Source organism: Brevundimonas sp. SS2672 (assembly GCF_059579685.1).
Genome location: NZ_CM184201.1, coordinates 3,113,311 through 3,139,434 on the forward strand (window position 1 = coordinate 3,113,311; position 26,124 = coordinate 3,139,434).

29 protein-coding genes and 1 tRNA gene are annotated in these 26,124 nt (G+C 69.7%); 7 read left to right on the plus strand and 23 right to left on the minus strand.

The genetic code is table 11. The features are described 5' to 3' along the window. Positions 1-2: 2 nt before the first annotated feature. The 7 genes from AC52GN_RS15600 to AC52GN_RS15630 all read right to left on the minus strand — a co-directional run bounded on the left by AC52GN_RS15600 (position 3) and on the right by AC52GN_RS15630 (position 5,747). Entirely contained in the window at positions 3-197 is a 195-nt protein-coding gene (locus tag AC52GN_RS15600; protein WP_003166576.1) for a Trm112 family protein, read from the minus strand. A gap of 102 nt (positions 198-299) precedes the next feature. After that, complete coding sequence (locus AC52GN_RS15605; RefSeq protein ID WP_291780372.1) at positions 300-959, minus strand: LON peptidase substrate-binding domain-containing protein; 660 nt, start codon at positions 957-959, stop codon at positions 300-302. 10 nt (positions 960-969) lie between these two features. Beyond that, positions 970-1,869 carry a thioredoxin gene (trxA, locus tag AC52GN_RS15610; RefSeq protein ID WP_496527671.1) on the minus strand — a complete coding sequence of 300 codons (900 nt, stop codon included), beginning with the start codon at positions 1,867-1,869 and terminating at the stop codon, positions 970-972. A gap of 389 nt (positions 1,870-2,258) precedes the next feature. Next, on the minus strand, positions 2,259-4,025 hold the full coding sequence (locus AC52GN_RS15615; RefSeq protein ID WP_496527672.1) for a hypothetical protein: 1,767 nt from the start codon (positions 4,023-4,025) through the stop codon (positions 2,259-2,261). A gap of 128 nt (positions 4,026-4,153) precedes the next feature. After that, complete coding sequence (gene map / locus AC52GN_RS15620; protein ID WP_496527673.1) at positions 4,154-4,924, minus strand: type I methionyl aminopeptidase; 771 nt, start codon at positions 4,922-4,924, stop codon at positions 4,154-4,156. After that, positions 4,921-5,154, minus strand: coding sequence for a ParD-like family protein (locus tag AC52GN_RS15625; RefSeq protein ID WP_496527674.1), 234 nt, complete (start codon positions 5,152-5,154; stop codon positions 4,921-4,923). The genes map and AC52GN_RS15625 overlap by 4 nt, the downstream gene beginning before the upstream one ends. A gap of 38 nt (positions 5,155-5,192) precedes the next feature. Further along, entirely contained in the window at positions 5,193-5,747 is a 555-nt protein-coding gene (locus AC52GN_RS15630) for a prolyl-tRNA synthetase associated domain-containing protein (RefSeq protein WP_496527675.1), read from the minus strand. Between the two features lie 90 nt (positions 5,748-5,837). Between AC52GN_RS15630 and AC52GN_RS15635 the strand changes: the two genes are divergently transcribed. Continuing rightward, on the plus strand, positions 5,838-6,578 hold the full coding sequence (locus AC52GN_RS15635) for a DUF6065 family protein (RefSeq protein ID WP_343829983.1): 741 nt from the start codon (positions 5,838-5,840) through the stop codon (positions 6,576-6,578). 144 nt (positions 6,579-6,722) lie between these two features. On the opposite strand, the gene AC52GN_RS15640 is transcribed toward AC52GN_RS15635, so the two are convergent. The 4 genes from AC52GN_RS15640 to AC52GN_RS15655 form a co-directional block, all read right to left on the minus strand. Next, positions 6,723-7,277, minus strand: coding sequence for a CC0125/CC1285 family lipoprotein (locus tag AC52GN_RS15640; protein WP_343829982.1), 555 nt, complete (start codon positions 7,275-7,277; stop codon positions 6,723-6,725). Between the two features lie 88 nt (positions 7,278-7,365). Then, entirely contained in the window at positions 7,366-7,998 is a 633-nt protein-coding gene (locus tag AC52GN_RS15645; protein WP_312219695.1) for a LysE family translocator, read from the minus strand. A gap of 54 nt (positions 7,999-8,052) precedes the next feature. Then, positions 8,053-8,598: a hypothetical protein gene (locus AC52GN_RS15650; RefSeq protein ID WP_496527676.1), complete on the minus strand. Its 546-nt coding sequence runs from the start codon at positions 8,596-8,598 to the stop codon at positions 8,053-8,055. Positions 8,599-8,690: 92 nt separating this feature from the next. Then, positions 8,691-9,161 (minus strand): translation initiation factor IF-2, encoded by a 471-nt coding sequence (locus tag AC52GN_RS15655; RefSeq protein ID WP_343829980.1) that lies wholly within the window; start codon positions 9,159-9,161, stop codon positions 8,691-8,693. A 117-nt stretch (positions 9,162-9,278) separates the two neighbouring features. On the opposite strand from AC52GN_RS15655, the gene AC52GN_RS15660 reads away from it, so the two are divergent. Next, positions 9,279-10,607 (plus strand): PQQ-dependent sugar dehydrogenase, encoded by a 1,329-nt coding sequence (locus AC52GN_RS15660; protein WP_496527677.1) that lies wholly within the window; start codon positions 9,279-9,281, stop codon positions 10,605-10,607. A 22-nt stretch (positions 10,608-10,629) separates the two neighbouring features. Here the strand turns inward: AC52GN_RS15660 and AC52GN_RS15665 are convergent, their stop codons facing one another. Both AC52GN_RS15665 and metK read right to left on the minus strand, forming a co-directional pair. After that, positions 10,630-11,859 carry an argininosuccinate synthase gene (locus AC52GN_RS15665; protein ID WP_496527678.1) on the minus strand — a complete coding sequence of 410 codons (1,230 nt, stop codon included), beginning with the start codon at positions 11,857-11,859 and terminating at the stop codon, positions 10,630-10,632. Between the two features lie 197 nt (positions 11,860-12,056). Then, positions 12,057-13,256: a methionine adenosyltransferase gene (gene metK, locus AC52GN_RS15670; protein ID WP_496527679.1), complete on the minus strand. Its 1,200-nt coding sequence runs from the start codon at positions 13,254-13,256 to the stop codon at positions 12,057-12,059. Between the two features lie 243 nt (positions 13,257-13,499). Between metK and AC52GN_RS15675 the strand changes: the two genes are divergently transcribed. Both AC52GN_RS15675 and AC52GN_RS15680 read left to right on the plus strand, forming a co-directional pair. Next, the gene (locus tag AC52GN_RS15675; protein ID WP_496527680.1) at positions 13,500-14,762 is read left to right on the plus strand and encodes a Glu/Leu/Phe/Val family dehydrogenase; all 1,263 of its coding nucleotides are present in this window, start codon (positions 13,500-13,502) and stop codon (positions 14,760-14,762) included. Positions 14,763-14,869: 107 nt separating this feature from the next. Then, positions 14,870-15,094 carry an oxidoreductase gene (locus AC52GN_RS15680; RefSeq protein WP_312219700.1) on the plus strand — a complete coding sequence of 75 codons (225 nt, stop codon included), beginning with the start codon at positions 14,870-14,872 and terminating at the stop codon, positions 15,092-15,094. 63 nt (positions 15,095-15,157) lie between these two features. Here AC52GN_RS15680 and AC52GN_RS15685 read toward each other — a convergent pair. The 3 genes from AC52GN_RS15685 to hemC form a co-directional block, all read right to left on the minus strand. Further along, positions 15,158-15,233, minus strand: a tRNA-Thr gene (locus AC52GN_RS15685). 47 nt (positions 15,234-15,280) lie between these two features. Beyond that, entirely contained in the window at positions 15,281-15,976 is a 696-nt protein-coding gene (locus AC52GN_RS15690) for a uroporphyrinogen-III synthase (protein ID WP_496527681.1), read from the minus strand. Between the two features lie 4 nt (positions 15,977-15,980). Beyond that, positions 15,981-16,925, minus strand: coding sequence for a hydroxymethylbilane synthase (gene hemC, locus AC52GN_RS15695; protein WP_496527682.1), 945 nt, complete (start codon positions 16,923-16,925; stop codon positions 15,981-15,983). Between the two features lie 53 nt (positions 16,926-16,978). On the opposite strand from hemC, the gene tsaD reads away from it, so the two are divergent. Genes tsaD through AC52GN_RS15710 form a run of 3 tightly spaced genes read left to right on the plus strand, consistent with a single transcriptional unit; the run spans position 16,979 to position 19,538 of the window. Continuing rightward, on the plus strand, positions 16,979-18,109 hold the full coding sequence (gene tsaD / locus AC52GN_RS15700; protein ID WP_496527683.1) for a tRNA (adenosine(37)-N6)-threonylcarbamoyltransferase complex transferase subunit TsaD: 1,131 nt from the start codon (positions 16,979-16,981) through the stop codon (positions 18,107-18,109). Positions 18,110-18,150: 41 nt separating this feature from the next. Then, the gene (locus AC52GN_RS15705) at positions 18,151-19,149 is read left to right on the plus strand and encodes an NAD(P)H-dependent glycerol-3-phosphate dehydrogenase (protein WP_496527684.1); all 999 of its coding nucleotides are present in this window, start codon (positions 18,151-18,153) and stop codon (positions 19,147-19,149) included. Next, positions 19,149-19,538, plus strand: a complete 390-nt coding sequence (locus AC52GN_RS15710; RefSeq protein ID WP_496527685.1) for a Rieske (2Fe-2S) protein — start codon at positions 19,149-19,151, stop codon at positions 19,536-19,538. The genes AC52GN_RS15705 and AC52GN_RS15710 overlap by 1 nt, the downstream gene beginning before the upstream one ends. Positions 19,539-19,741: 203 nt before the next feature. Here the strand turns inward: AC52GN_RS15710 and AC52GN_RS15715 are convergent, their stop codons facing one another. The 7 genes from AC52GN_RS15715 to AC52GN_RS15745 all read right to left on the minus strand — a co-directional run bounded on the left by AC52GN_RS15715 (position 19,742) and on the right by AC52GN_RS15745 (position 26,082). After that, the gene (locus AC52GN_RS15715) at positions 19,742-19,900 is read right to left on the minus strand and encodes a hypothetical protein (protein WP_496527686.1); all 159 of its coding nucleotides are present in this window, start codon (positions 19,898-19,900) and stop codon (positions 19,742-19,744) included. A gap of 72 nt (positions 19,901-19,972) precedes the next feature. Then, the gene (locus AC52GN_RS15720; protein WP_291780298.1) at positions 19,973-20,437 is read right to left on the minus strand and encodes a phasin family protein; all 465 of its coding nucleotides are present in this window, start codon (positions 20,435-20,437) and stop codon (positions 19,973-19,975) included. A gap of 29 nt (positions 20,438-20,466) precedes the next feature. Beyond that, positions 20,467-21,246, minus strand: a complete 780-nt coding sequence (locus AC52GN_RS15725; RefSeq protein ID WP_338577575.1) for a creatininase family protein — start codon at positions 21,244-21,246, stop codon at positions 20,467-20,469. A gap of 84 nt (positions 21,247-21,330) precedes the next feature. Beyond that, complete coding sequence (locus AC52GN_RS15730; protein WP_496527687.1) at positions 21,331-21,930, minus strand: TetR/AcrR family transcriptional regulator; 600 nt, start codon at positions 21,928-21,930, stop codon at positions 21,331-21,333. Then, positions 21,930-23,525, minus strand: a complete 1,596-nt coding sequence (locus AC52GN_RS15735) for a DHA2 family efflux MFS transporter permease subunit (protein ID WP_346485418.1) — start codon at positions 23,523-23,525, stop codon at positions 21,930-21,932. The genes AC52GN_RS15730 and AC52GN_RS15735 overlap by 1 nt, the downstream gene beginning before the upstream one ends. Next, the gene (locus AC52GN_RS15740; RefSeq protein ID WP_346519198.1) at positions 23,522-24,643 is read right to left on the minus strand and encodes an HlyD family secretion protein; all 1,122 of its coding nucleotides are present in this window, start codon (positions 24,641-24,643) and stop codon (positions 23,522-23,524) included. The genes AC52GN_RS15735 and AC52GN_RS15740 overlap by 4 nt, the downstream gene beginning before the upstream one ends. A 95-nt stretch (positions 24,644-24,738) precedes the next feature. Next, positions 24,739-26,082, minus strand: a complete 1,344-nt coding sequence (locus AC52GN_RS15745) for an amidohydrolase family protein (protein WP_496527688.1) — start codon at positions 26,080-26,082, stop codon at positions 24,739-24,741. Between the last annotated feature and the right edge of the window lie 42 nt (positions 26,083-26,124).

Sequence of the window (26,124 nt, forward strand, 5' to 3'; positions counted from 1 at the left end):
GCTCAGTCCAGCGGGCGGGCGTCTTCGGCCAGCATGATCGGCACGCCGTCGCGGATGGGGAAGGCCAGCTTGGCGCCCGCCGAAACGAGTTCGTTGCGCTCGCGGTCATAGGTCAGGCGGCCGCGCGTGACCGGGCAGACCAGCACCTCCAGCAGGCGGGGATCGACCGAGACGGGGGTGTTGAAGGCGTCGCTCATAATTTAGGTGCCCTATCGCTCGCGCCGTGGGCGCTCGCTGCTTGAGGGCGCCGGGCGCCCCGTTCTGTTGGCCGTGTGTTTACCGCGTCGAGCGTGCTGAGACTACTGCATCGCCGGGCCGGGCTCGTCGTCGTCGGGGGCGACGGCCTCGATGCGGAGAAGGGCGGTCAGGGCGGCCTCGCGGTCGGTCAGGCTGAGGGCCTCCAGCAGGGCCTGTTTCTCGGGCGGCTCGAAGGGCAGGGCCATGGCCAGGCTGTTGACCAGGGCCTCCTGCGGCGCCGCGCGGGCCGTGTCCCAGTCGATGTCCAGCCCGCGCCCGGCCAGATAGGGCGCCAGGGCCGACAGGAAGGGCTCGCGGTCGAAGGCCTCGTCGGGATCGGGGGCGCGCAGATCGGCCTCATAGGGCAGGAAGTCGGCCCGCACCTGGCGATAGGGGGTGCGCACCTGCATCTCAGCGGCCACGGCGAAGCGGCACACCCCGGTCAGGGTGATCAGATAGCGGCCGTCGGAAGTCTCGGCGAAGCTGGTGATCCGCCCGGCGCAGCCGACGCGGGTGAGGGGCGGGTTCACCCCGGCGGGGCCGACCGGCTGGATCAGGCCGATCATCCGGTCGCCTGCCATGGCGTCGTCCACCATGTTCAGATAGCGCGGCTCGAACACGTTCAGCGGCAGCTGGCCTCGCGCCAGAAGGATGGACCCCGGCAAGGGGAAGACCGGGATCACCTGGGGAAGTTCGCTGGCCTTGACGTAGCCCTGAGCCATGATCGCGCCGTCAGGAAAACAGCAGGGAGGACAGGCGCCGCCGGCCGTCGCGGGCGACTTCGCTGGCGGGGCCGGCGGCCTCGAACACGGTCAGCAGCTGCTTGCGGGCGGCCTGTTCGTTCCACTCGCGGTCGGCCTGGACGATGGCCAGCAGGTGGTCGACGGCTCCCTTCAGATCGCCCGCCGAGGCCAGGGCCTGGGCCAGGTCGAAGCGGGCCTCGTGGTCGTTCTTGTTCGAGGCCAGCCGGGCTTCGAGTTCGGCGGTCGCGCCGGCAGGCGCAGCCGAGGCCAGGGACAGCTGGGCGCGCACGGCCTGAACCGTCGGCTCGGTGGAATCGGCCGGGGCCATGGCGATGGTCTGGGCCGCCTGTTCGGCGTCGCCCTCGGCCAGATAGACGCGGGCCATGCCGGCGATGGCCTTCTGGTTGTCGGGCTCCATGGTCAGCACATGGGCGAAGGCCTGGGCCGCGCCGCCGAGGTCGTTGAGGGTCAGGGATTCCTCGCCCAGCGACAGCAGTTGCTCGACATCGGTGTTGACGCCTTCGCCGCCGGTCAGCTTGTCGATGAAGGCCTTGATCTGGCTCTCGGGCACGGCGCCCTGGAAGCCGTCGACCGGCTGGCCGTTGACGAAGGCGTAGACGGTCGGGATCGACTGAACCCGCAGCTGGCCGGCATAGGCCGGATTGGCGTCGACATCGATCTTGACCATCTTCACCGCCCCCTTGGCGGCGCGCACGGCCTTCTCCAGAGCGGGACCCAGCGTACGGCACGGGCCGCACCAGGTGGCCCAGAAGTCCACGATGACCGGTTGATGTTTCGAGGCCTCGACCACGTCCTGCATGAAGGTGGCGTCCGTCCCGTCCTTGATCAGGTCGGGCGGGGTGGTCAGGGACGGGTCGGCGAAGGTCATGGTCGGGTCCGCATGGGGGTCGAAGGAAGGTAACGGATCAGATGGCGTCGGGATGCGTGCGCATCAAGCCGAAAGCGCGCCTTGCCGCAGGCGAAAGCGGGCGAAGCGGAAAAAACAGAGTCCAATTCGTCTGAAACGTCTGAAATCTCCTCCTTGGGTAGGATGGATGGCGCTCCAGCATCCCCTTCTCCCCTTGTGGGAGAAGGGGGCTCGCGGAGCGAGACGGATGAGGGGTTTCTGACGTTCTGCCTCATCGCTCTCATCGGCTGGCGCAAGACCCCTCATCCGGCCCTGTCGGGCCACCTTCTCCCGCAAGGGGAGAAGGAAGAATGAGAGGCGGCTGCGTCATGCCATAGCGGGGCGGTGCGTCAGAACAGGGCGTAGCGCCCCTACAGCCGGTCCATCCGCAGCCAGCGGGCGTCGCCCAGCCAGGCGGTCTTGAGGGCCTGGTCGGCGGCGGCGGCTTCGGCGGCGCGGCCCTGGGCGGCCTCGGCGCGGGCCAGGCCGTAGAGGGCCCAGCCGTTGTTCGGCGTCTGGGCCAGGGCCAGGCGGAAGGCGTCGGCGGCCAGGTCCGGACGCCCGGCCTGATAGAGGGCCGCGCCCAGCGACTGATGCACCGGATAGTACCAGAAGGCGGGCTCCATATAGGGCAGGGCGGCCTCCAGATCGGCGGCGCGGCGATAATGCTCCGTCGCCTCGGCGGGGCGGCCGCGCGCCATGGCCATGCGCCCGTAGGCCACGGCCTCGGCCAGGGCCAGGAGATCGGGCGCGGGCACGCCCTGGGCGACCATCTCGGCCAGGGCGGGGGAGGCCTTCAGCGCGTTGAGCGCCGCCATTTCACGGTCGAAGCTTCTCTGGTCGCGCAACTGGGCGTGGGCGACGGCGCGGGCGTAGTGGCGCATGGCGGCGGCGTAGGGCAGGCGGGCGTCAGGGGCGGGCGCGGCCAGGACGGCGCGCGGTTCGGCGAACTGGGCCAGGGCCTGATAGGGGGCGGCGTCGATGACCTGGACCCAGGCGATGCGGGCCGAGGTCGCCGGGTCCAGCACGGTGCGCAGGCGCCGCGCTTCGCGCAGGGCCGTATCCATGTCGCCGGCCATCTGGGCCGAGGCGACGATGAAGTGGATGTTGTGCGGATAGTAGCCGTAGCGGACCAGGCTCTCGTCGTTGGTGTCGCGGATGAAGGCCTCGTCCGCGCGCGCCGCCGCGAGGTTCAGGCGCATGGCCTCGGTGTAGCGGCCGCGCCGCAGATAGATGTGGCCGGGCATGTGCACCAGATGGCCCGCACTGGCGGGGCGCGCGGCGGCCAGACGGTCGGCCGCCGCCTCGGCCCGCGCGGGATCGGCGGCCTCCATCAGATGAATATAGAGATGGGCCGCCTGCGGATGGTCGGGGCTGCGGTCCAGAACCGTCTCGATCAGGCGGATCGCGTCGCCGATGCGGCCGACGGGGGTGCGCTGGTCGGCCTCCCAATAGTTCCACGGCGTGGTGTCCATCGCCGCCTCGGCGGCCAGGACGGCGACGTCGTCGTTGTCGGGAAAGCGACGTGCGGCGACCAGCATGGCGTCGGCATAGGCGGCGTCCAGGGCGGCGCGGTCGGCCGTCGGATCGTCGGAGTAGCGCAGGCCCAGGGCGTCGATCAGCGCCTGCTCGTGCGGCGCGGCCCCGGCGCTCAGAACCAGGGCGCGGTTCAGGGCCTTGAGCGCCGCCGCCCGGTCGCGCTCGTCCATCGGGGCGTTGATGTTGGGGCCCAGGGCCATGGCCTCGCCCCACCAGCAGGCGGCGCATTCGGGATCGCGGCTCTGCGCCTCGCGGAAGGAGCGCACGGCCCCGGCGTGGTTGAAGCCGTAGGCCAGCGTCAGACCCTGGCTGAAATAGGCCTGGGCGCCGGCGTCGTCGGTGGTCGCCTTGAACGGCGAGGTCGTCAGGTCGGGATAGAGAGGGATGGGCCGGGCCTGACTGGCGGGCGCCGCGACGGCTGAGGCGACCAGCAGGCTGCGGGCCAGGGCGCCGCCGCCGGAACCCGGTCCGCAGACGCCGCCGAACAGGCGCTCAAGACGCAGCGGGGCGCCGGCGTCGGACGTGGGGAGGGCGGTCATCGGCCCGGCCAGCACCAAGCCCGCTCCGCCAACGGCGAAGGCTTTCCAGAACAGTCTCATGCACCGTCCCCTTCCAGGGCCTGACGCGATGGAACCGCCTTGTACGCGGCGTGTGATCGAACGTTGATCTTACGCCTCGTCGCTCCCGAGAAACAGTGCGGAAACAGAGCTTTCCGTGTCGGCGCAGGTTAGGCGGCCAGGCGTCGCTCGTCGGGGCGAAGGGTCAGGACGCGGACGCCGTCGCCGGTGACGGCGACGGTGTGTTCGAACTGGGCCGACAGCTTGCCGTCGGCCGTGACCACGGTCCAGCCGTCGTCCTCGGTGCGAATGGCGCGGCGGCCCTGGTTCAGCATCGGCTCTATGGTGAAGACCATGCCTTCGCGCAGGGTCAGGCCCGCGCCGGGGCGGCCGAAGTGCAGCACCTGCGGCGCCTCGTGCATCTCGCGGCCGATGCCGTGGCCGCAGAAGTCGCGCACGATGGAATAGCCGCGCCGCGTCGCATGGCGCTCGATGGCGTGGCCGACGTCGCCCAGGGTGGCGCCGGGGCGCACGGCGCGGATGCCCTTCCACATGGCCTCATAGGTCGTCTGGACCAGGCGGCGGGCGGGACCGGCGACCGGGCCGATCAGATAGGTCTTGCTGGAGTCGGCGATGAAGCCGTTCTTCTCCAGCGTGATGTCCAGGTTGACGATATCGCCGTCCTTCAGCACGTCGTTGCGCGACGGCACGCCGTGGCAGACGACGTGGTTGGGCGAGACGTTCAGCACGAAGCCGTAGCCGTATTGTCCCTTGCTGGCGGGACGCGCCGCCAGGTTGTCGACGATGAAGGCCTCGACCCGGTCGTTGATCTCCAGGGTGTTCATGCCCGCCATCGGCAGGTCGTCCAGCCAGGTGAAGACCGAGGCCAGCAGGCGGCCGGATTCGGCCATCAGTTCGATCTCGGCCGGGGTTTTGGTCACGCGGCGGCCTGATCGGAGGCGAAGTCGGGCGCGGAGACGCCCGCCGCCTTCAGCTCGCGCGCGGCCAGCTCCTGAAAGGTCAGGCCGGGGTTCAGCTCCCCCAGCATGCCGATCTTGATCCAGAAGGCGGCTTGGGCGTTGATTGAGCGGCACGAGACCTTGCTGGCGCGGCGCAGCTGTTCGTGCAGTTCGTCCTCGATGTTGACGATGCCCATGTGGGGCTGCTCCATATACGATTCGTATATGGTTCATATCGTTCTAGGAAAGATCAGTCCAGAGCGTCGAAGTCCACCACGATCGGCTCCCGGTCCAGCAACGTCAGCACGCGACGGAAGTCAGACTGATCCAGGGCGGTGGTGGCGGTGTTGGCCAGGGGGTGGAAGTTGACGACCGCCGCCTCCCACAGGCGGCGGTCCAGGACGAAGGTCACGCGGCGCTCTTGGTCGTTGATCAGGCCCAGGGCCGTGACCGAGCCAGGACGGACGCCCAGGGTCTCCCACAACAGGGTCTCATTGCCGAAGGACAGGCGGTCCGAGCCCATGGCGCGGTGGGCGCGCTTCAGGTCGATGATCGTGTCCTGTGCGGCCGAGATCAGCCACAGCCGGCCCTTCTTGTCCTTGAGGAAGAGGTTCTTGGTGTGCAGGCCCGGCAGGGCGGCCTTGAGGTCCAGTCCCTCCTCGACGCGGAAGACGGCGGGGTGGTCGTGGGTGGTCTGGGCGACGCCGTGCTCGGCCATCCAGGCCAGCAGGCGGGCGCGGTCGTAAGCGGGATCGGGCGAGGGCGAAGTCGGGGTTTCGGCGGCGGCGGCGATTTTGGAGGGCATCTCGGTCTTGTCGGGCGGGCGGCGGGGGCGATAGGGGAGGGGCAGACCCTCGTCATCACCCCTCTGTTCGTCAAGCTTGGGAGCCGCGTCTTGGAACTGGAATGCTATCCGATGAATGCGCGTCCGTGCGACCTGGTGCCGGGGCGCCAGTCGCGCAACTGGATGGACGCCTTCGCCAGTCGCCACCCCTATCGCTGCCTGCCGCTGACCATGGCCAACACCACGGGGTGGGAGATCCTGTGCCCGTTCGGCTTCACGGCCGAGTGGAACGGCGGGCCGTCGCAGCACGACATCAAGATCACGCCGGACCGGCACCAGCCGGAGATGGACCACTTCGTCAGCTCGCACTTCTCGCGCGGGGTGCTGACCATGCACCCGCAGTATCTGTTCCGCACGCCGCCGGGGTGGGGGCTGATCGCGCAGGGCTCGCCCAACCACGTCAAGGACGGCATCCAGCCGCTGGCGGGCTTGATCGAGACGGACTGGCTGCCCTTCCCCTTCACCATGAACTGGATCTTCACCCGGCCGGGCCGGATCAAGTTCGAGAAGGGCGAGCCCTTCTGCTTCATCCTGCCGGTCGAGCACCGCAAGGTGGAGCAGTTCGAGCCGGTGATCCGCTCGCTGGAGTCCAATCCCGGCATGAGGGACCAGTTCGAAGCCTGGAACCGCTCGCGCACCGACTTCAACACCCGCCTGGCCTCGGGCGATCCCGACGCGGCCAAGGAGGCGTGGCAGCGCTTCTACTTCAAGGGCGAGGTGCCCGAGGCCCTGGGCACGGCGCCGGCGACCCACGCGAACAAGCGCCGCCTGAAGAACCCGCGCATCGGCTGACGCGAAGGGGCTGAATGCGGGAACGCCCGCTTCCGTCGTCGGAAGCGGGCGTTGTCGTGTCAGCCTGGATCGCCGGAGCAGCGGCTCTCACCAGGGCCGCTCAAGCAGCGAGCGACCGCGTCGCGAGCGTTAGCGGCCCCTCTTTCAAGACGCCGGGCGGATGACGCGGGGGCCGATGTTGTTGATGACCTCGCGGGCGTCGAAGGCGTTCATGTCGCCGGCGGGCTTGGAGCCGCGGCCCATGATGATCTCGGCCGTGGCCTCATAGCGATCGACCTGGCGGATGTCGCGGTCCCGGCCCCAGTAGGGGTCCCACATGCTCCAGTAGCCGCGCTGGTAGAAGCGCCAGGACGGACCCCAATAGGGGCCGTAGCGGTCGTAGTAGAAGGGGTCCGGCGTCGTGTAGAACCGCGTGTCGCGGTCGGTGGCGCGGGTCACGGTGGCGAACCAGTCGTAGCCGTTCTCGACCGTCAGCTCGGCCGCGCGCAGCAGAAGCGACATCTCGACCTGGTCGCGCGAGGTGACGGAGTTGCCCGAGAAGCTGACGGCGTAGCGGTTGGCCTCGAGGCGCTGCTCGGCGTAGCCGCCGCGCTGGCCGTTGACGCCGGCCGGCTGATACGGCGTAGCCGTCGCACAGGCGCCCAGGGCGAGCACGCCCGCCAGGGCGATCAGCGCCGGGGTTTTGCGAAGCTTGATCATGGAAGTTTCTCCTTGAGCGTTCATTGAACGCCCGTCGGTCTGAACGAGGGGTGAATGGTCAAGTTCCCGATCGCTCATTCCCGGCGGATCACAGACGCGAGACGATGAGGACGGCGGCCAGGAGCAGAAGGCATCCGACCACAATGCCGAAACCCTTGCGGAAACGCGGCGCGGTCATCTGTCGCGCCAGGGCCGCCCCGCCCAGGCCGTAGCCGCACATCGACAGGCCGTCCATGCCGACGGTGGTCACGGCGAACAGCGCCAGCTGCGGCGCCAGCGGACGGTTGATGTCCAGGAAGGGCGGCAGGACGGCGGTGAAGAAGAGAATGGCCTTGGGATTGGCGATCTGGACCATGAAGCCGTCGATCAGGGCGCTGCGCCCTCGCTTGACCTCGATATGGGCCGGTTCGGCGGCGGTGGCGAAGGCCCCGCGCAGGGCCTTGATCCCCAGCCAGGCGACATAGAGGGCGCCCAGGACGGCGATGACGCGAAAGACCTGGGGGAAGGCGATCACCAGGGCGCCCAGGCCCAGGGCGGCGGCGCCGAACCACACCAGGGTGGCGGAGTTCATGCCCAGGACGGCGGTCAGGGCGGCGGCCTTGCCCTTCTCCATCCCCGTGGCGACGGCGAAGATGTTGGCGGGGCCGGGCGTCACCGCCATCACGGCCATGACGCCGAGAAACGCCAGATACAGATGCGGGTCGACAGGTAGCGTGGCCATAAGGCCCTTTCGGGCGCGCGGCGGGCTGCGTCAAGCCGTCGCTGGCCGGCGGCCTCAGCTTTCGACGGGCGGGGCCGGCGGGGCGGGCGGAACAGGCGTTTCAGCCAGGGCGGCCTGCACTTCGTCGACGGCGTCCAGGGCCTGATCCATGCCGTACTGGGCCACCAGGCCGTAGGTGACCATCTGTTCGGGATCGGCCTGGGCCCAGGCGCCGTTGGCCGCCAGACCGTGAACCATGGGTTCGACCCCGGCTATGGCCTCGCGGACGATGGCGTCGATGTCGATCTCGGCCAGGGCCGCCTCGGCGATCTGGCTCGCCTGGCGCGTGGCCTCGGCGGTGAAGTCGGCGACGTGAGGTTGATAGTCGGACCACAGGGCCGCGATCCGCAGGCCCTTCTGGGTCTCGCTCAGCTCCGGATCGTCCTGGATGCGCTCGGCGCGGGCGCCGAACTCCTCCATCTTCTGCTCGAAGACGGCGGCGGCGGATTCAAGGCGGGTCTCGGCGGGGGTCTTCTGCGCCTCGGCCACGGCGGTCGAGACCGGCAGCAGGGCCAGGGCGGCGGCCAGGGACAGAGAGGCGAGCGGCAGGGCGCGGATCATGGCGAAGCTCCTTCGACGGACGCCGCGCAGGGTCCGCCGAAGGAGGGTTCGGCTCAAGTGAAATCGCGGTAAGGCGCGATCCCGCGTCGGCCTCAGTCGACGGCGGGCGGGGCCGGCGGAGCGGCCAGGGCGGCCTCGATGGCGGTGCGGAGCTGGCCCGGCACGCCGCGCAGCGCGGCCGGGGCGGCGTCTGCGGCGGCGAGGATGTCGGCCTTCTTCTCGGCGTTCTCGGGCTTCTCGGCCATGACGCGCAGGAAGGCGCCGTACTCGTCCGCGAAGGCGGCGAACTTGGGCTCATACTGGGTCAGGACCGCGTCGGTGCGGGCCTTCTTGGTCGCGGCGTCCAGGCTGGCGTCGTCCATGATCGTCTCCAGCTCGGCGCCCATGCGCGCGGTCTCGGCCTCGAAGGCCTCGCCCTTGACCTGGAAGGCGGCTTCCTCAGGCGAGACGGGCGCCTGATCGGTGACCGCCGGAGCGGGCGGGGGCGGGTCCTGGACGGCGGCGAAGGCGGGGGCGGCGAACAGGGCCGCCGCCGCGGCGACGGCGAGGGAAAGACGATTCAACGGAGAACTCCGGCTGGCGACGGCTGACGCCGTCAAGAAGGATACGCCGGCCGGTCGACCGGAGATGGCCGCAGGTTGGCCTTGCCATGGGCCGAGCGCAAGCGTCAGCATGGACCGATGAAATCGAACCTTTCCGCTGTTTCCGTCGCCGCCGCCGCCTGTGTCGGCGCCCTGGCTCTATCGACCGGCCTGACGCCGGGCGAGGCGCGGGCCCAGGCGGGAGGGCGGGCCTATGCGGTTCAGGGCGATTGCGACGGCCGCCCCGCGACCGGGGTGCGCATGGCGCCGGGCTACTGTCTCGGGCTGGTGTGGCAGGGGGCGGGGCGGGACGGGCCGCGGATGCCGCGCGGCCTGACGCCGCTGGAGGACGGCGACTGGCTGGTCACCGATCTGGGGGCGTGGGAGGCGGGCAAGGGGGCGGTGTGGCGCCTGTCGTTTGCGCAGGACGGCGCGGCGCGCTGGCGACGGCTGGCGAGCGGCCTGTCCATGCCGCACACGGTCAAGCGCGGGCCGGACGGGCGCATCTATGTGTCCGAGATGAACCGCATCCTGACGCTGGACCCTGACGCCGCCGATGCGCAGGCCAGCGTCCGCACCGTCATCGGCGACCTGCCGGACAACCGGCTGCACGACAACCGCCACCCCCTGTCCAGCTTCGTCTTCGACGGAAACGGCGACCTGCTGGTCAATGTAGGGGCGCCCAGCGACCGCTGTCTGGACGCGGCGGGCAAGCCGAAGGCGGATGCGCGCGGGGCCTGCGTCGAGGACGCCGCGACGGCGCAGGTGCGACGCCACGCCTATCTGGGGAACGGCCGCTGGGCCGAGGACAGCACCGTCTTCGCCTCAGGCTTGAGGAACTCCATCGCCCTGGTGCGGCACCCGTCGGGCACGATGCTTCAGGCCGAGAACTCGGTCGATCTAGAGACGCCGGATCATCCCTATGACGAGATCAACGTGCTGACGCAGGGGCGCCATTACGGCTGGCCCTATTGCGTCGATCTGACCACGCCCCTGCCGGGCTGGCCCGCGCGTCAGGCGCGCTGCAACGAGCGCGAACGACCGATCGCCCTGCTGCCGCCGCACGCCGCGCCGCTGGACCTGATCTATTACGAAGGGGCGATGTTCCCGGAGTTGCAGGGACGGCTGCTGATGACCTGGCACGGCTTTCGTCGCACGGCCGGGCGCATCGTGGCGGTCGAGACGGACGAAGCCGGCCGCCCCCTGACCGACATCGGCGGGCGCTACGCCGTCTATCCGCGCGGGTCGCTGTCCTATCCGGCGGGGGCGCCCAGCGTGAACGGCAAGGTGCTGACGCCGGGCTGGGACAAGGTCGCCGGGCGCCATCCGCGCGGCTCGCCGGTGACGATGGCGACGGCGCCGGACGGCTCCATCTGGGTCACGGATGACAGAAGCCGGGCGATCCTGAGAATCGCCCGGCCCCGGTAGGCTTGGGTTTCAGGAGGGCGTTTTAGCCCTTCTGGCCGTCCCGCTTGGCCAGGACGCGCAGGCGCAGGGCGTTCAGCTTGATGAAGCCTTCCGCGTCCTTGTGGTCGTAGGCCTGGACGCCTTCCTCGAAGGTCACCAGGTCCTGGTCGTAGAGGCTGTTGGGGCTCTCGCGGCCGATGACGGTGACGTTGCCCTTGTAGAGCTTCACGCGGACAACGCCCGAGACCTTCTGCTGGCTGTGGTCGATGGCGGCCTGCAGCATCTCGCGCTCGGGGCTGAACCAGAAGCCGTTGTAGATGAGCGAGGCGTATTTCGGCATCAGCTCGTCCTTCAGGTGCATGGCGCCGCGATCGAGCGTGATCGACTCCATGCCGCGGTGGGCGGCCAACATGATCGTGCCGCCGGGGGTCTCATAGACGCCGCGCGACTTCATGCCGATGAAGCGGTTCTCGACCAGATCCAGACGGCCGATGCCGTTGTCGTGGCCCAGCTGGTTCAGTTTGGTGAGCAGGGCGGCGGGCGACAGGGCCTCGCCGTCGATGGCGACCGGATCGCCCTTTTCATAGGTGATGGTGATGACGGTCGGCGTGTCGGGCGCGTCTTCCGGCGCGATGGTGCGCTGGTGCACGAACTCGGGCGCTTCGACGGCCGGGTCTTCCAGCACCTTGCCCTCGGACGAGGAGTGCAGAAGGTTGGCGTCGACCGAGAAGGGGGCCTCGCCGCGCTTGTCCTTGGAGATGGGGATCTGGTGCTTCTCGGCGAAGTCCAGCAGGGCCTCGCGGGACTTGAAGTCCCACTCGCGCCAGGGGGCGATGACGCGGATGTCGGGTTCCAGGGCGTAGTAGCCCAGCTCGAAGCGGACCTGGTCGTTGCCCTTGCCGGTGGCCCCGTGACAGACGGCGTCGGCGCCGACCTGGCGCGCGATCTCGATCTGGCGCTTGGAGATCAGCGGGCGGGCGATCGAGGTGCCCAGCAGATACTGGCCCTCATAGACGGTGTTGGCGCGGAACATCGGGAAGACGAAGTCGCGCACGAACTCCTCGCGCAGGTCGTCGATGAAGATGTTCTCGGGCTTGATGCCCAGCTTCAGCGCCTTCTCCTTGGCGGGCGCCAGCTCCTCGCCCTGACCCAGATCGGCGGTGAAGGTCACCACCTCGGCGTTATATTCCGTCTGAAGCCACTTCAGGATGATCGACGTGTCCAGCCCGCCCGAATAGGCGAGGACGACTTTCTTGGGGGCGGGCTTGCTCATCGGTCGGGGAGTCCTTTCAGGAGCCATGTCGGAAGGCGGGGGAGGCAGTTTGGCGCGCTTAAAGGACCAGACGCGCCGCGATGCAAGTGTGCGATTGAGGGCGCGATGGCGGCGTCGCCTCCCGAACGCGTCGAGGGCGCCGCGAACAGATCCGCGACGCCCCCGTTTCAAGCTGTGTTATCAGCCGCTTAAGGAAGTCAGGCGGCCAGAGCCTTGAGCTGGTCGACCAGGTCGGTCTTCTCCCAGGAGAAGCCGCCGTCGGCGTCCGGCGTGCGGCCGAAATGGCCATAGGCGGCGCTGCGTCGATAGATGGGCTTGTTCAGGCCCAGGTGCTCGCGGATGGCGCGCGGCGAGGCGCCGCCGATCAGCCTGGGCAGTTCGCGCTCCAGCACCGCCTCGTCGATCTTGCCCGTGCCGTGCAGGTCGACGTGGACCGACAGGGGTTTGGACACGCCGATGGCGTAGCTGATCTGGATAGTGCAGCGGTCGGCCAGGCCCGCTGCGACGACGTTCTTGGCCAGGTAGCGGCAGGCATAGGCGGCTGAACGGTCGACCTTGGTCGGGTCCTTGCCCGAGAAGGCGCCGCCGCCGTGCGGGGCCGCGCCGCCGTAGGTGTCGACGATGATCTTGCGCCCGGTCAGGCCGGCGTCGCCGTCCGGCCCGCCGATGACGAAGGTGCCGGTCGGGTTGATGTGCCACTCGGTCTCGGCGGTGATGAAGCCTTGCGGCAGCACCTGTTCGACATAGGGCTTCACGATGGCCGCGACCTGGCTCTGGCTCAGGTTGGCCTTGTGCTGGGTCGAGACGACGATGGAGGTCGCGCGCACCGGGCGGCCGTCTTCGTAGTGCAGAGTGACCTGGCTCTTGGCGTCAGGCTCAAGGCCCGGCTCCTTGCCCGAGTGACGGGCTTCGGCCAGGGCCTTCAGGATATTGTGGCTGTAGGCCAGGGTGGCCGGCATCAGCTCCGGCGTCTCGTTCGAGGCGTAGCCGAACATGATGCCCTGATCGCCCGCGCCCTCGTCCTTGTCCTCGCCGGCGTCGACGCCCTGGGCGATGTGGGCCGACTGCGGGTGCAGGTGGTTCTGGAACTCCAGCGTCTTCCAGTGGAAACCGTCCTGCTCATAGCCGATGTCGCGAACCACGCCGCGCACCGTATCCTCGATTTCCTGCTCGACGCCGGGGGCCCAGTTACCTTCGACATCCATGATGCCCTTGCCGCGGATTTCGCCGGCCAGCACCACCAGATTGGTCGTCGTCAGGGTTTCACAGGCCACCCGCGCCTCGGGGTCCTTGGACAGGAACAGGTCGACGATGGCGTCCGAAATCTGATCGGCGACCTTGTCGGGGTGGCCTTCCGAGACGCTCTCGGAGGTGAAGAGGAACGACGAACGGGCCAAGACAGGCTCCTGCGTGACGACAACGCCGCCAGACATATAAAGATATGCTTATACGTGCAAGGCGGCTTGTGTCGCGGGAATGGGGTCGGCCGGGGCTCCTGCTGCGCTCTTCGATGTCTTCGCAGTCGCACCCTGACTCTTGCGTTGCAGCATTCCGTGTGGCAGCAAAATCCACTCTTCCCCGAAAAATGAACCGGTTTCCGCCCTGGCTCCCGGGTCAATGCCTAGACATTTGGAACAATAATGCCGAATCCAAACATCCTTGACGCGGCCCTGACCCGTCTCGACGAGGCCGCCCGCCACGTGCAGATCGATAGCGATGTTCTGGAGAAGCTGAAATATCCGCGCGAGACGATGAAGGTCCGGCTGCTGATCCGGATGGACGACGGGTCGCGCAAATCCTTCCTCGCCTGGCGCTGCCGCTATGACGACACGCGCGGACCGACCAAGGGCGGCATCCGCTTCCACCCGGCCTCGACCGCCGAGGAGGTCGAGACCCTGGCCTTCTGGATGACGGTCAAGTGCGCCGTGACCAACCTGCCGTACGGCGGGGGCAAGGGGGCGGTTCAGGTCGATCCCAAGAGCCTGTCCAAGGCCGAGCTGGAGCGGCTGTCGCGCGCCTATGTCCAGGCCTTCGCCGGCATCATCGGCCCGGATCGCGACATCCCGGCGCCCGACGTCTACACCAACGCCATGATCATGGGCTGGATGGCCGATGAATACGCCTCCATCCAGGGCGAGGCCGCGCCCGCCGTCATCACGGGCAAGCCGATCGCCCTGGGCGGCTCGGTCGGGCGCGAGGACGCCACGGCGCGCGGCGGCTTCTATCTGACCTGTCACCTGACCGAGCGGCTGGGCCTTCCGGCCGAGGGCTTGCGCGTGGCCGTCCAGGGCTTCGGCAACGCCGGCCAGCACGTGGCGCGCCTGTTCCGCAGCATCGGCGCCAAGATCGTGGCCGTGTCGGATTCCGGCGGCGCCGTCCACGCCGCCTCCGGCCTGGATCTGGACGCCTTGCTGGCGGCCAAGGCGGCCGGCCGCTCGGTGGTCCAGGCCGACCACGGAGGCAAGGCCATACCGCCTGAAGAGCTGATCGCCGTCAACTGCGACGTCCTAGCCCCCTCGGCCATGGAGGACATGATCCATGACGGCAACGCCGCCTCGGTGCGGGCCAGGGTGGTGCTGGAGCTGGCCAATGGTCCGATCACGCCCGAGGGCGACCGCATCCTGGCCGACAAGGGCGTGGTGGTCCTGCCCGACATCCTGGCCAACGCGGGCGGGGTGACGGTGTCCTATTTCGAATGGGTCCAGAACCGCCAGGGCTTCTACTGGACGCTGGACGAGGTCCAATCGCGCCTCAAGACCATCATCGAGACCGAGGGCGACGCCGTCTGGGCCATCGCCGAGGACAAGGGCGTCACCCTGCGCACGGCGGCCTATATCCACGCCCTGGGGCGCCTGGCCGCCGCCATCGAGGCCCACGGCACCCAGCAGTTCTTCGCCAGCTAGGCTGTTGCCGGCCCGGCTTCGATTTCTCCAAAGCGTCGCACTTCCAACCGCTTCCCTGTCATCAGTCTTCGGCAAGGGGACGGCGACTGAAGGTTGGGAGCGCGCCCATGGACGTCTTCTATTGTCTGATCCACACGCCCGAGGCGATCACGCCCGAGCTGTGCGTCCTGCCGGGCGCCACAGAGGTCGAGGCCGTGCGCGGCCTGACCGAGGTCGCGCGCGACTGGCCGCGCCTGGAGCGCATCGACCTCTATCGCGGCAACCACGAGGTCCGCAGTTTCGCCCCGTCCGATTTGGCGACGGCTGCGCCCATCCACGCCCTGGCGGCCTGACGCCCACGCGAGGCCAGGCGTCGTCGGAGGCGTCGGCGCGATCGAAACAAACGTAAGGAGAAGTGGTGCCGCTTAGGTGACTCGAACACCTGACCCCCTCATTACGAATGAGGTGCTCTACCAGCTGAGCTAAAGCGGCTCCGGCGTCGCTCACGCGAAAAGGCGCGAGCGAGCGAGGAGGGCTCTTTATACGGGCGCGGCGGCCTTGCCAAGAGCCGATAGCATCGCCGGTTCATCGGGGGCGGCGGCGATGCGGATTTCGGCGAAATCGAACGAATGCAGGGGCGTGGCGGCGGCTTCGGAGATGCAGATGGCGATGCGGCCGGATGAGGCGGCGCGCGGCAGATCGGCGGCCAGCGCCCGGGCGGCGCGGGGCGAGTGGAGCATGATGGCGTCAAAGGGTTCGGGCGCGGGCGCGTGGGTCTCCACGGCGGCGTAGACGGGCAGGCGCTGGACCGGGCGGTCCGGCAGCAGGGCGGGCAGGTCGCCCGCCGGTTCGCGCGCGCCGGGCGCCAGCAGGGGGCCGGCCGGGGCTTCGGACGCGATCAGGCGGGCCAGGGCGTGGATGTCGCCGGAGGCCGAGCGGACGTCGGCGAAGCCTGCCGCTCGGGCGGCCTCGGCCGTGGCGTCGCCGACGGCGAAGACGGGGTGATCGCGAAAGCGCGGGATCAGTGGGGCGAAGGCTTCGACGCCGTTGGGGCTGGTCAGGGCGAGGACGGCGACGGCGTCGGGCGAAGGGACGGCGTCGAGGGCGCTGGGCAGGGGCGCCAGCGTCAACAGGGGCGCGACGAGCGGGGTGAAGCCCAGCGCTGTCAGCCGGTCCGCCGTGCGGGCGGCGCCCGGCTCGGCGCGCGTGACCCAGACGCGGCGGATCGGCGTCATGGCCCTAGAGCGCGATCTTCTGGTCGCCGGCGACGGCCTGGACCTGACCGCCGAGGTCGAGGCCCAAGGCGCGGGCGTCTGCGGCATCGGCGTCTGCGGCGATATCGCCTGAGCGGGTCCAGCGGTTCGCGCCATCAGGGCTGAGCATTTCGGTGCTGAGGTGCAGGCGATCGCCCTCAATGTGGGCGTAGGCGCCGATGGCGGTGCGGCAGGAGCCTTCCAGCGCCGCCATCGCCCCGCGCTCGGCGGCGACGGCGAGGGCGGTGGGGGCGTGGTTCAGGGCGCGGGTCCAGGCGGCGTCGACGTCGCCCTCGCGCGTCTGCAGGGCCAGGGCGCCCTGGCCCGGCGCGGGCAGGAAGGCGTCCAGCGGCAGGCGCTGACGGATCACCTCGCCGAGGCCGAGACGGTTGAGGCCCGAACAGGCCAGCAGGATAGCGTCGAAGTCGCCGTCGCGCAGTCGCTTCAGCCGGGTGTCGACGTTGCCGCGCAGCATTTCGATGTTCAGGTCGGGGCGCAGGGTCAGCGCCTGCGCCTGTCGGCGCAGGGAGGCGGTGCCGAAGCGGGCGCCCTGCGGCAGGTCGGCGAAGGTCGCGTAATGGTCGCTGATGAAGGCGTCGCGGGGGTCTTCGCGCTCGGGCACGGCGGCGATGGCCAGGCCGGGCGGCTGTTCGGCGGGGACGTCCTTCATCGAGTGGACGGCGACGTCGACGCGGCCGTCGAGCAGGGCTTCCTCGATCTCCTTGGTGAACAGGGCCTTGCCGCCGACTTCCAGCAGGCGGCGGTCCTGGATGCGGTCGCCGGTGGTGACGATCTCGACCAGAGGAACAAGGGTTTCGACCTCGGCGTCGGGCACGCCCAGGGCGCGGCCGATGGCGCGCTGCATCATGCCGGACTGGGCCAGGGCCAGGCGCGAACGCCGCGTACCGATGCGCAGAAGGGGTTCAGTCAAGTCGGGTCGCCGTTGCGAAAGAGGGGGCGGGTCGCTAACTCCGCCCGATGAAGATGGACGCGGACTATAGCAGGGCGACGGACGGGGCAACCGAACGCGGGTCGGACGGTTTGACCGTGCTGGGCCTGGAGACCAGCTGCGACGAGACCGCCGCCTCGGTGGTGCGGCTGTCGGCGGCGGGCGCCGAGGTGCTGTCCAGCGTCATCCACAGCCAGATCGACGACCATGCGGCCTATGGCGGGGTGGTGCCGGAAATCGCCGCCCGCAGCCATGTGGAGATGATCGACGGCGTGACGCGCCGGGCCATGGCCGAGGCCGGGCTGGACTGGAGCGCGCTGGACGGCGTGGCGGCGACGGCGGGGCCAGGCCTGGTCGGCGGGGTCATGGTGGGCCTGTCCTATGGCAAGGCGGCGGCGCTGGCGCGGGGGCTGCCGCTGATCGCCGTCAACCATCTGGAAGGCCATGCGGTGTCGGCGCGGCTGGGAGCGGAGACGTCCTATCCCTTCCTGCTGCTGCTGGTCTCGGGCGGGCATTGCCAGCTGCTGGAGGTGCGCGGCATCGGCGACATGAGCCGGCTCGGCACGACCATCGACGACGCGGCGGGCGAGGCTTTCGACAAGATCGCTAAGGCCATGGGCCTGGGCTATCCGGGCGGACCTGCGCTGGAGAAGCTGGCGGCGTCCGGCGACGGGTCGCGCTTTGAGCTGCCGAGAGCGTTGTTGGGGCGGAAGGACTGCGACTTCTCCTTCTCGGGGCTGAAGACGGCGGCGTCGCGACTGGCCCAGACCTGCGAGACGGAGCAGGATCGGGCCGACCTGGCCGATGCGGTGCAGAAGGCGATCGCGCGCCAGCTGGCCGAACGCTCCGAGCGGGCGATGAAGGATTACGCCGAGGCGCATGAGCATCGCCTCTTTGTGGTGGCTGGAGGCGTGGCCGCCAACAAGACGATCCGGCGGACGCTGGAGGATCTGGCGACGAAGCACGGCTTCGCCTTCCTGGCGCCGCCGATGGCCTATTGCACCGACAATGCGGCGATGATCGCCTTGGCGGGGGCCGAGCGGCTGGAAAAAGGGCTGACGTCGGACATCGATGTCGCCGCCCGGCCGCGATGGCCTCTGGACGAGACGCGCGCCAGCGTTGATCCTGTGCACAAGAAAACGGGCCGCAAGGGCGCCAAGGCTTAAGCGGCCTGGCTCTCGGCGGGGGTCGGGGGACCGGAGAAGACATGGAATTCCATACGGCAGGCGTAATTGGCGGCGGCGCCTGGGGCACGGCCCTGGCGCAGAGCGCGGCGGCGGCGGGTCTGGCCGTCGTCCTGCAGGCGCGCGAGCCCGAGGTGATCGAGAGCATCCGCGCGCGTCGGATGAACGACGCCTTCCTGCCCGGCGTCGAGCTGGATTCGGCCATCAACGTCACCTCGGATCTGGCGGACCTGGCTGACTGCGACCTGATCCTGGCCGTGCCGCCCGCCCAGCACATGCGCGCGACGTTGCAGGCCTTCGCGCCCTACGCCCGGCCGGGTCTGCCCATCATCCTGTGCTCCAAGGGTATCGAGCGCGGCTCGCTGAAGCTGATGACCGATGTGCTGGCCGAGACGATTCCCTCGGCCACGGCCGCCGTACTGTCGGGGCCGAGCTTCGCCGCCGAGGTGGCGCGCGGCCTGCCCAGCGCCGTGACCCTGGCCTGCGCCGACGCGGCCATGGCCGAGGCCCTGGCGGGCGCCCTGTCGGGGCCGGTGTTCCGGCCCTACTACGCCGACGACCTGATCGGGGCCGAGACGGGCGGGGCGCTGAAGAACGTCCTGGCCATCGCCTGCGGCATCGTCGAAGGGCGCGAGCTGGGCCGCAGCGCCCACGCCGCGGTCATCACCCGCGGTTTCGCCGAGATCGTCCGCGTGGCCACGGCCCTGGGCGGCAAGGCCGAGACGGTGGCGGGCCTGTGCGGCCTGGGCGATCTGGTGCTGACCTGCTCCAGCCCGCAGTCGCGCAACATGAGCCTGGGCCTGGCTCTGGGTCAGGGCCTCAGCGTCGAGCAGGCGCTGGAAGGCAAGCGCTCGGTGGCCGAGGGCTATGAGAGCGCGCCGGCCGTGCGCGAACTGACGCGCAAGCTGGGCGTCGACACGCCGATCTGCGAGGCGACGGCGGCGGTGCTGGCGGGCGAGCTGACGGTGGATCAGGCGATTGAGAGCCTGATGAGCCGCCCGCTGAAGCCCGAGCGCGAATAGTGGCGCAAGAGGGTCGGGCGGCCGAGAAGCAGGAGCGCAAGCGGGTCTGGAAGACGCCGCCGAACGTGGCCCTGTGTCTGGAGGCGGACATCGCCGATCCCGGCTCGCGCGGCTTCGTGCTGCAGATCGGCGAAGCCTTCTTCCACGGCTTCGTGGTGAAGAAGGACGGCCAGGTCGCGGGCTGGGTGGATCGCTGCCCGCATGCGGGCTTTCCCATCGCGGTGGAGCTGGACCGCTATCTGACGCCGGACGGGTCGCTGATTTTGTGCGGCTGGCACGGGGCGGCGTTCGAGCCCCTGTCGGGCGCCTGCGTCGCCGGACCCTGCGCGGGCGGCAAGCTGACGCCCTGGCCGGTCGAGGCCAGGGGCGGGGTCATCCGCACGGCGTGAGGGCGGGATGGTCGCGCCCTCATCGCGCGCTCCAACTTGCCGTCATCCTCGGGCTTGACCCGAGGATCCAGAGGCCTCGCGCGACGGGCATCCATTTGAAACGCCTTCGCCGCCACCTTGAACGAAGCAGAGCCGAAAGCTGGATCCTCGGGTCAAGCCCGAGGATGACGGCAGGGAAACGGCGGGTGGAAGCCGCGTCCCGCCTATTTCTTCGGGACCAGCTTGGGATCCTTGGTGAAGGCTTCGTCGACCTCTTCCTCGGTGATCCGCTTGGAGGGGGTGCCGGGCTGGTTGAGGTTTTGCTCCTCGGTGCCGTCGCCCATCATGCCGGGGTAGGGCTCTTTCGGGTCTTTCTCGGCCATCGCCGTCTCCTTCACATGGATGCAAAGGCAATCCGGCGACAGTGCCGGGCGTTCCATCACGCCCGCGCGAGGTCAGCGCTTCAGGCGTCGCGCATTGGCCGTGGCCGTGGCGTGGACGGGGGCCAGGGCGCGCCCCTGCGCTTTCAGCGCCGCGCCGTAGAAGGACCAGCCGTCGTGCATCGCCCGGCTCCAGGCGCCCATGGCCCAGTCCGTCTGGGCGGCGGCGAAGGCGAAGGGCGTGTCGGCGCGGGCCAGTTTGGTTAGGCAGTCGGCGGCCTCTGCCCCCTCGCGCGCGGCCAGACGCCCGGCGCGTTCGGCCAGGTCCAGCGCGCCGGCGCAGGCGGCCCCGGCCGAGGCCGTCATGGCCTCGACCTTCTCCGCGCCCATGCGGCTCAGTTCGGCGTGGTCGGCGCGCAGGGGATCGGCCAGGGCCTCGCCCATGATCTCGAACCGCCGCGAGATGACGGCGGCCGAGGCCTGGGCCAGTTCCTGACCGGCCTGGGCGTTGCGCAGGGCGCTGCGGGCCGTCTTCTGCATGGGGCTCATATGCAGACCCTGGGCTGGTTTCAGGCGACCGGCAAGACTTCTTGCGCGAAGTCGGTCAGGTCGCGGATCAGGGCCGGAACGGCGGCGTCGATGATGCGCTGGCCCTTTTCCGGGGTGGCCTGGGCTGGGTCCGAGCCGATGCGGCCGTCGGGGAAGCGGGCGCGATAGTCGTTGGCGTCGCGGATCGGGCCGAAGGGGGCGATCTTCGGCTCATAGGCGGCGGTCTTGATCCGGTCGGGATAGCCGGCCTGGGTCACGGCGATCTCGGACGGGGTGGCGTGGCTGCCGTGGCCCGTCGGGAAGATGTCCTCGCACAGCTTCTGCACGCCCGGCAGATCCCACCAGTTGCGCAGCTTCAGCACGAAGGGCGGGCGCTCGGCCCAGGGCTCGGGCGTGAAGGACCAGTCGGCGTAGATCTCGGCGAAGGCGGCCTCGATGGTGGCGACGTTGCCGCCGTGGCCGTTGAGGAAATAGATGCGCTCGAAGCCGTGGCGCGTCAGCGACGACACCCAGTCGGCGATCGCCGCCATGAAGGTCGACGGGCGCAGGGTGATGGTGCCGGGAAACGCCAGGTGGTGCTGGGCCATGCCGATGTTGAAGGTCGGCGTGACCACCAGGCTGTCGTCGCCCTTCTCCGCCGCGTGGGCGATGATCTCGGGGCACAGCCAGTCGGTGCCCAGCAGGCCGGTCGGTCCATGCTGTTCGTTCGAGCCGATCGGCACGATCACCGTCTTGGACAGCAGGGCGCCGGACTTCAGGCGCGCGTCGATCTCGGGCCAGGACGACAGGTGGATCAGCATGGAAAAGCTCCGGCGGACGGAAGGTGAGGGGATTGGGGGGCGGCTTTACGCTGATCCGCCCCCAGGGCCAACTTGGGCGCGCGTCTATTCCGGCGCGAAGGCGCGGACGAAACGCCGGGCGGCCTCGCGGGCGCGGGCGGGGATGTCGTCGATCGCGGGATGGGGCAGGCCCAGGACCGAGCGCAGGTGGCCGTGGCCCAGGACCATGCCGGTGAACATCTCGGCGGCGACGACGGGATCGGGCGTGGACAGGCGGCCCAGGCGGTCCTGCTCCTCCAGCCAGACGGCCAGGCGGCGCAGGTTCTGGCCGGGACCGGCGTCATAGACGGCGCGCGCCAGCTCAGGGGCCTCCGGCGAGGCCAGGGCCATGCCGCGCAGGGCGACGCCGCGGCCCTCGATGCAGACGCGACGGATCAGGGTCTCGGCCAGGGCCGCCAGGGCGGTTTCGACATCCAGGTTCGAGGCGAGCGGGGCGACGGTCTCCTCGGAGCGTTGCGCCGCCAGGTCGCGGGCGATGGCCGTCTTGGTCGGGTAGCGGTTGTAGAGGGTCTGTTTGGACACGCCGGCGCGCCGCGCGACCTCGGCCATGGAGACCTTGGCTCCCTTCTCCCTGAACAGTTCGGCGGCGGCGCGCAGGATGGCGCGGCTCTTGTATTCGTCGATCTGGCCGAGGGCGCGGGGCATCAGTGAATCTCGGAGGCTTCGGGCGAAGGGACGCTCTTCACCGGTTGGGACAACAGGGTCAGGAAGGCCGCGCAGGCGCAGCCGACGGCCAGCAGGGCGAAGGCGTCGCCGAAGGCCATCGTCGTCGCCTGCTTCTGCAACAGGCCGTACACGGCCTTCATCGCGGAGGCCTGGGGGTCGATCGAGCCCGAGAAGCGCTCGGTCAGGCCGGCGATCATGGCGCGCATCCCCTGATGGGTCTGGTCGATGGCGCTGGTCAGTTCGACCATGTGCAGGGCGGTGTTGTGGGTCAGGGCGGTGTTCAGCGTGGCCAGGCCGAAGGCGCCGCCGACGTTGCGGGCCAGATTGACCAGGCCCGAGGCGTTCTTGACCATGTGCGGCGGCAGGGTGGCCATCGTCACCTGCTGCGAAGCGATCATGGCGATCATGACGCCGCAGCCGCGCATGGCCTGGACGCCGGCGAATTCCCAGAACCCCCATTCGTCGGTGACCAGGCGGGCGTCCCACATGCCCCAGGCCGCCAGGATGAAGCCGACGAACATCAGGATGCGGGCGTCGACCAGCCGCACCAGCCGCCCGGCGAAGGGGGCGGTGGCGAACATGGCCAGGCCCGACACGATCATGGTGGTGCCGACCTCGGCCGCCGAATACTCGCGCACCCGGCCGAGAAACAGCGGCAACAGGAAGGTGCCGCCGAACAGGGCCGCGCCGACGATGAAGGTCATCAGCACCCCCACCACGAAGTTGCGGTTGCCGAAGGCGCGCAACTCCACGATCGGATTGCGGTAGGTCAGCGAGCGCCAGATGAAGGCCGGGCCGCAGATCGCGGCGATGACGCTGAGCAGCAGGATGTTGTCGTCCTCGAACCAGTTTTCCTTGGCGCCTTCCTCCAGCACGAACTGCAGGCTCATCAGGAAGGCGGCCATCAGGCCCAGGCCCCACCAGTCGAACCCCTTGGCCAGGCTGGCGTCGCCCTTGTCGAAATGGGCGTAGCGCCCGACCAGGAACAGGACGATCACGCCGGGGAAGACGTTGATGAAGAACAGCCAGTGCCAGCTCAACTGCTCGGTTAGATGCCCGCCCAGGGTCGGGCCGACGGTCGGGGCCAGGGTGACGATCAGCCCCATGATGACGCTGGCGGTCACGCGCCGCTCGGGCGGGAAGGCGGTGAAGGCGACGGCGAAGACGGTGGGAATCATGGCTCCGCCGACGAACCCCTGAAGGGCGCGGAACAGGATCATCATCTCGATCGACGACGACAGCCCGACCATCACGCTCATGATCAGGAAGCCGGTGCAGGAGGCCATGAAGACGATCCGCGTCCCCCACAGCCGCGACAGATAGCCCGACAGGGGGATCATCACGACCTCGGGGATCAGATAGGCGGTCTGGATCCAGCTGATCTCATCGGCCGAGGCGCCGACGCCCGCCTGAATCTGCGGCAGGGAGGCGGCGACGATCTGGATGTCGAGAATGGCCATGAACTGGCCGATGACCATGCCGGCGAAGCCGAGCAGCAGGGCGGTCCAGTTGATCGCGGGGGCGGCGGGCCCCGCCGCAGAGGCTGGCGCGGGGGGAGCCGCGGCGTCCGTCACCGGGCGAGGCTCGCATTGGCGGCCATAGCCAGGGCCGTCTCGCCCGGATGGGCCTCGGCGAAGGCGGCGCCGCCCTGGCTCTTCAGGTCGACCTTGACCTCGACCGACAGGCCGGGCCGCAGGACGATGGGGCGGCCCGAGGCGTCGCGCTGGACGACGATGCGAACGGGCACGCGCTGGGTGATCTTGGTGAAGTTGCCGGTGGCGTTCTCGACCGGGATCAGGGCGAATTCCGAGCCGGTGGCCGGGGCGAAGCTGTCGATACGGCCGTGCAGCGACCGACCGGGGAAGGCGTCGGCCTTGATCTCGACCTCCTGGCCCAGCCGCATCCGTCCGACCTGGGTCTCCTTGAAGTTGGCGACGACATAGACGTCCTGCAGCGGCACCACCGACATCAGGGGGCCGCCTGCCTGCACCACCTGTCCGATGCGCACGCCGCGCGCGCCGACGACGCCGGCCACGGGGGCGCGGATCAGGGTGCGGTCCAGGGTCAGTCTGGCCTGATCGACCAGGGCGCGGGCCTGTTCGACGGCGGCCACGCTCTGTTCGCGCGTCGAGCCGAGGACGGCGGCGGTGCGCTGTTGGGCGGTCAGGTCGGCCTGGGCCTGGGCGACCGAGGCGCGGGCGGTCTCGGCCGTGGCGCGCTGGGTCTCGATGCGCTGCTGCGACACCCAGCCCTGATCGGCCAGCTTGCCGTAGCGGTCGACCTCGGCGCGGGCCAGGTTCGCCTGGGCCTGGGCCTGGGTCACGGCGGCGGCGCGGGCGGCGATGGTCGCCTGCTCCTGCTGGGCGCGGGCGTCGACATTGGCCACGGCGGCGGTCAGGGCCGCCAGATTGGCTTCGGCCTGGGCCAGGGCGGCGCGGGCGTCCGCATCATCCAGTCGGACCAGAACCTGGCCCGCCTCGACGCGCTGGTTGTCCTTGACCAGGACTTCGACCACCTCGCCGCCGATGCGCGGGCTGACGGCCACGGTGTCGGCCTGGACGAAGGCGTTGTCGGTGCCCTCCCAGCGCTGCTTGCCCTGCCACCAGACGAGCCCCCCGACGATGAGGCCCACGCCGACCACGCCGGCGACGATCAGGGGCAGGCGCTTCTTGAGCGGGGCGGGGAGGGCCATGGAGGAGACAGCTCGCTTCGATTTCGGGGCGTAAAATGGACGGCGATGTCCAGAATACAAGGGCGAACTGCGTAAAAAGGTCGCAGGTTGGGGGCCTAATCCTGAGCCGGGGTGAAATCGGCGCGGTCGAAACGCCGCCCCCGTTTCACCGTGAGGACCAGGCGGCGCAGATTGGCCACGTCGGCGGACGGGTCGCCGGCCACGAAGATCATATTGGCCAGCTTGCCCGGCGCCAGCGTCCCCATATCGGCCTCCTGATTCAGGGCGCGGGCGGCGGTGGCGGTGGCGGCGACGATGACATCGCCCGGCGTCATGCCGACGGCGTTCTGCAGCAACTCCATCTCCTCAAGCAAGGCGGGCCAGGGATCGACGTCCGGCGTCTCGCCGTCCGTGCCGGCGGCGATGGCGACGCCGGTGCGATAGGCCTGTCGGGTCAGGGCGAAGACCATGGGGCCGGAGCAGATGGGCTGGCGGGCGCCCGGCCGGTCGGCGATGGCGCGATCCTGATCGGCGTAGACCCAGACGGTGGCGTCCAGGATGATCCCCTTGTCGCGCATCTGGTTCAGCAGGCCCTGCACCACGGGATTGTCGCCGTTCAGGAAGGGAGCGCGGTCGATCGGCGTGCGGCTGGCGTAGCTCTGGGGACGGTCGGCCGGCGCCTGAGCCTGATGGGCCAGGATGCAGGCGTGGGACATGACGTCGGGGCGAGCGTCGATCACCTCCTGCGGCGTCGCCGGATAGACCATGGCGTGGGTCCACACCGGAACGCCCTGGCGATGGGCTTCGGCCGTGACCGCGGCGATGCGTTCGGCCGGCAGGTCGGCGTAGATCTTGATCCCGGACGCTGAGGTTCCGCGCGCCATGGCGACGGCTAGGGGCAGGTCCGTCTCGGTGGTGATCGCCTGCATCCAGGGCGTCTGGCCGGGAATCTCGCCCGCCGTCACCGCCTGGGTGCGCGGGTCGTTGAAGAAGCCTTCGCCCGCCATGAGGGCTGCGTAATAGATGTCGGGCGACGGAACCTCTCCCACCCGCGCCTGGCGCGCCAATTCGCCGACGGAGCGCAGGTCGTCCGCCATGCCGCGCACGGCGGTGACGCCTGAGTAGAGCCAGCGCCGCATGTGGGCGTGCGCCTCCTCTGCGTTCGGCGGCGTGGCGATATGCACATGGCTGTCGATCAGACCCGGCAGAACATGAAGGCCGGAGACATCGATCCGTTCGGCCCCCTGAGGCGTGGCGTCGGCGTCCGGCTGGATCGCCAGGATGCGCTCGCCCTGGACGAGGATGGTGGTTCCGTTACGCGGCGCGGCACCCGTGCCGTCGATCAGGACCGCGCCATGATAGGCGATGATCCGATTGTCGACAGGGGGCGTCTGGGCCGACGCCGACGCGGCTGTCGCCAAAAAGACCGCCCCTATCAGCGCGCGCGAAAACTGGATCATGGCCGTCTTCCCCTGTCCCTCAGTCCGGGCTTGTGCGAAGGC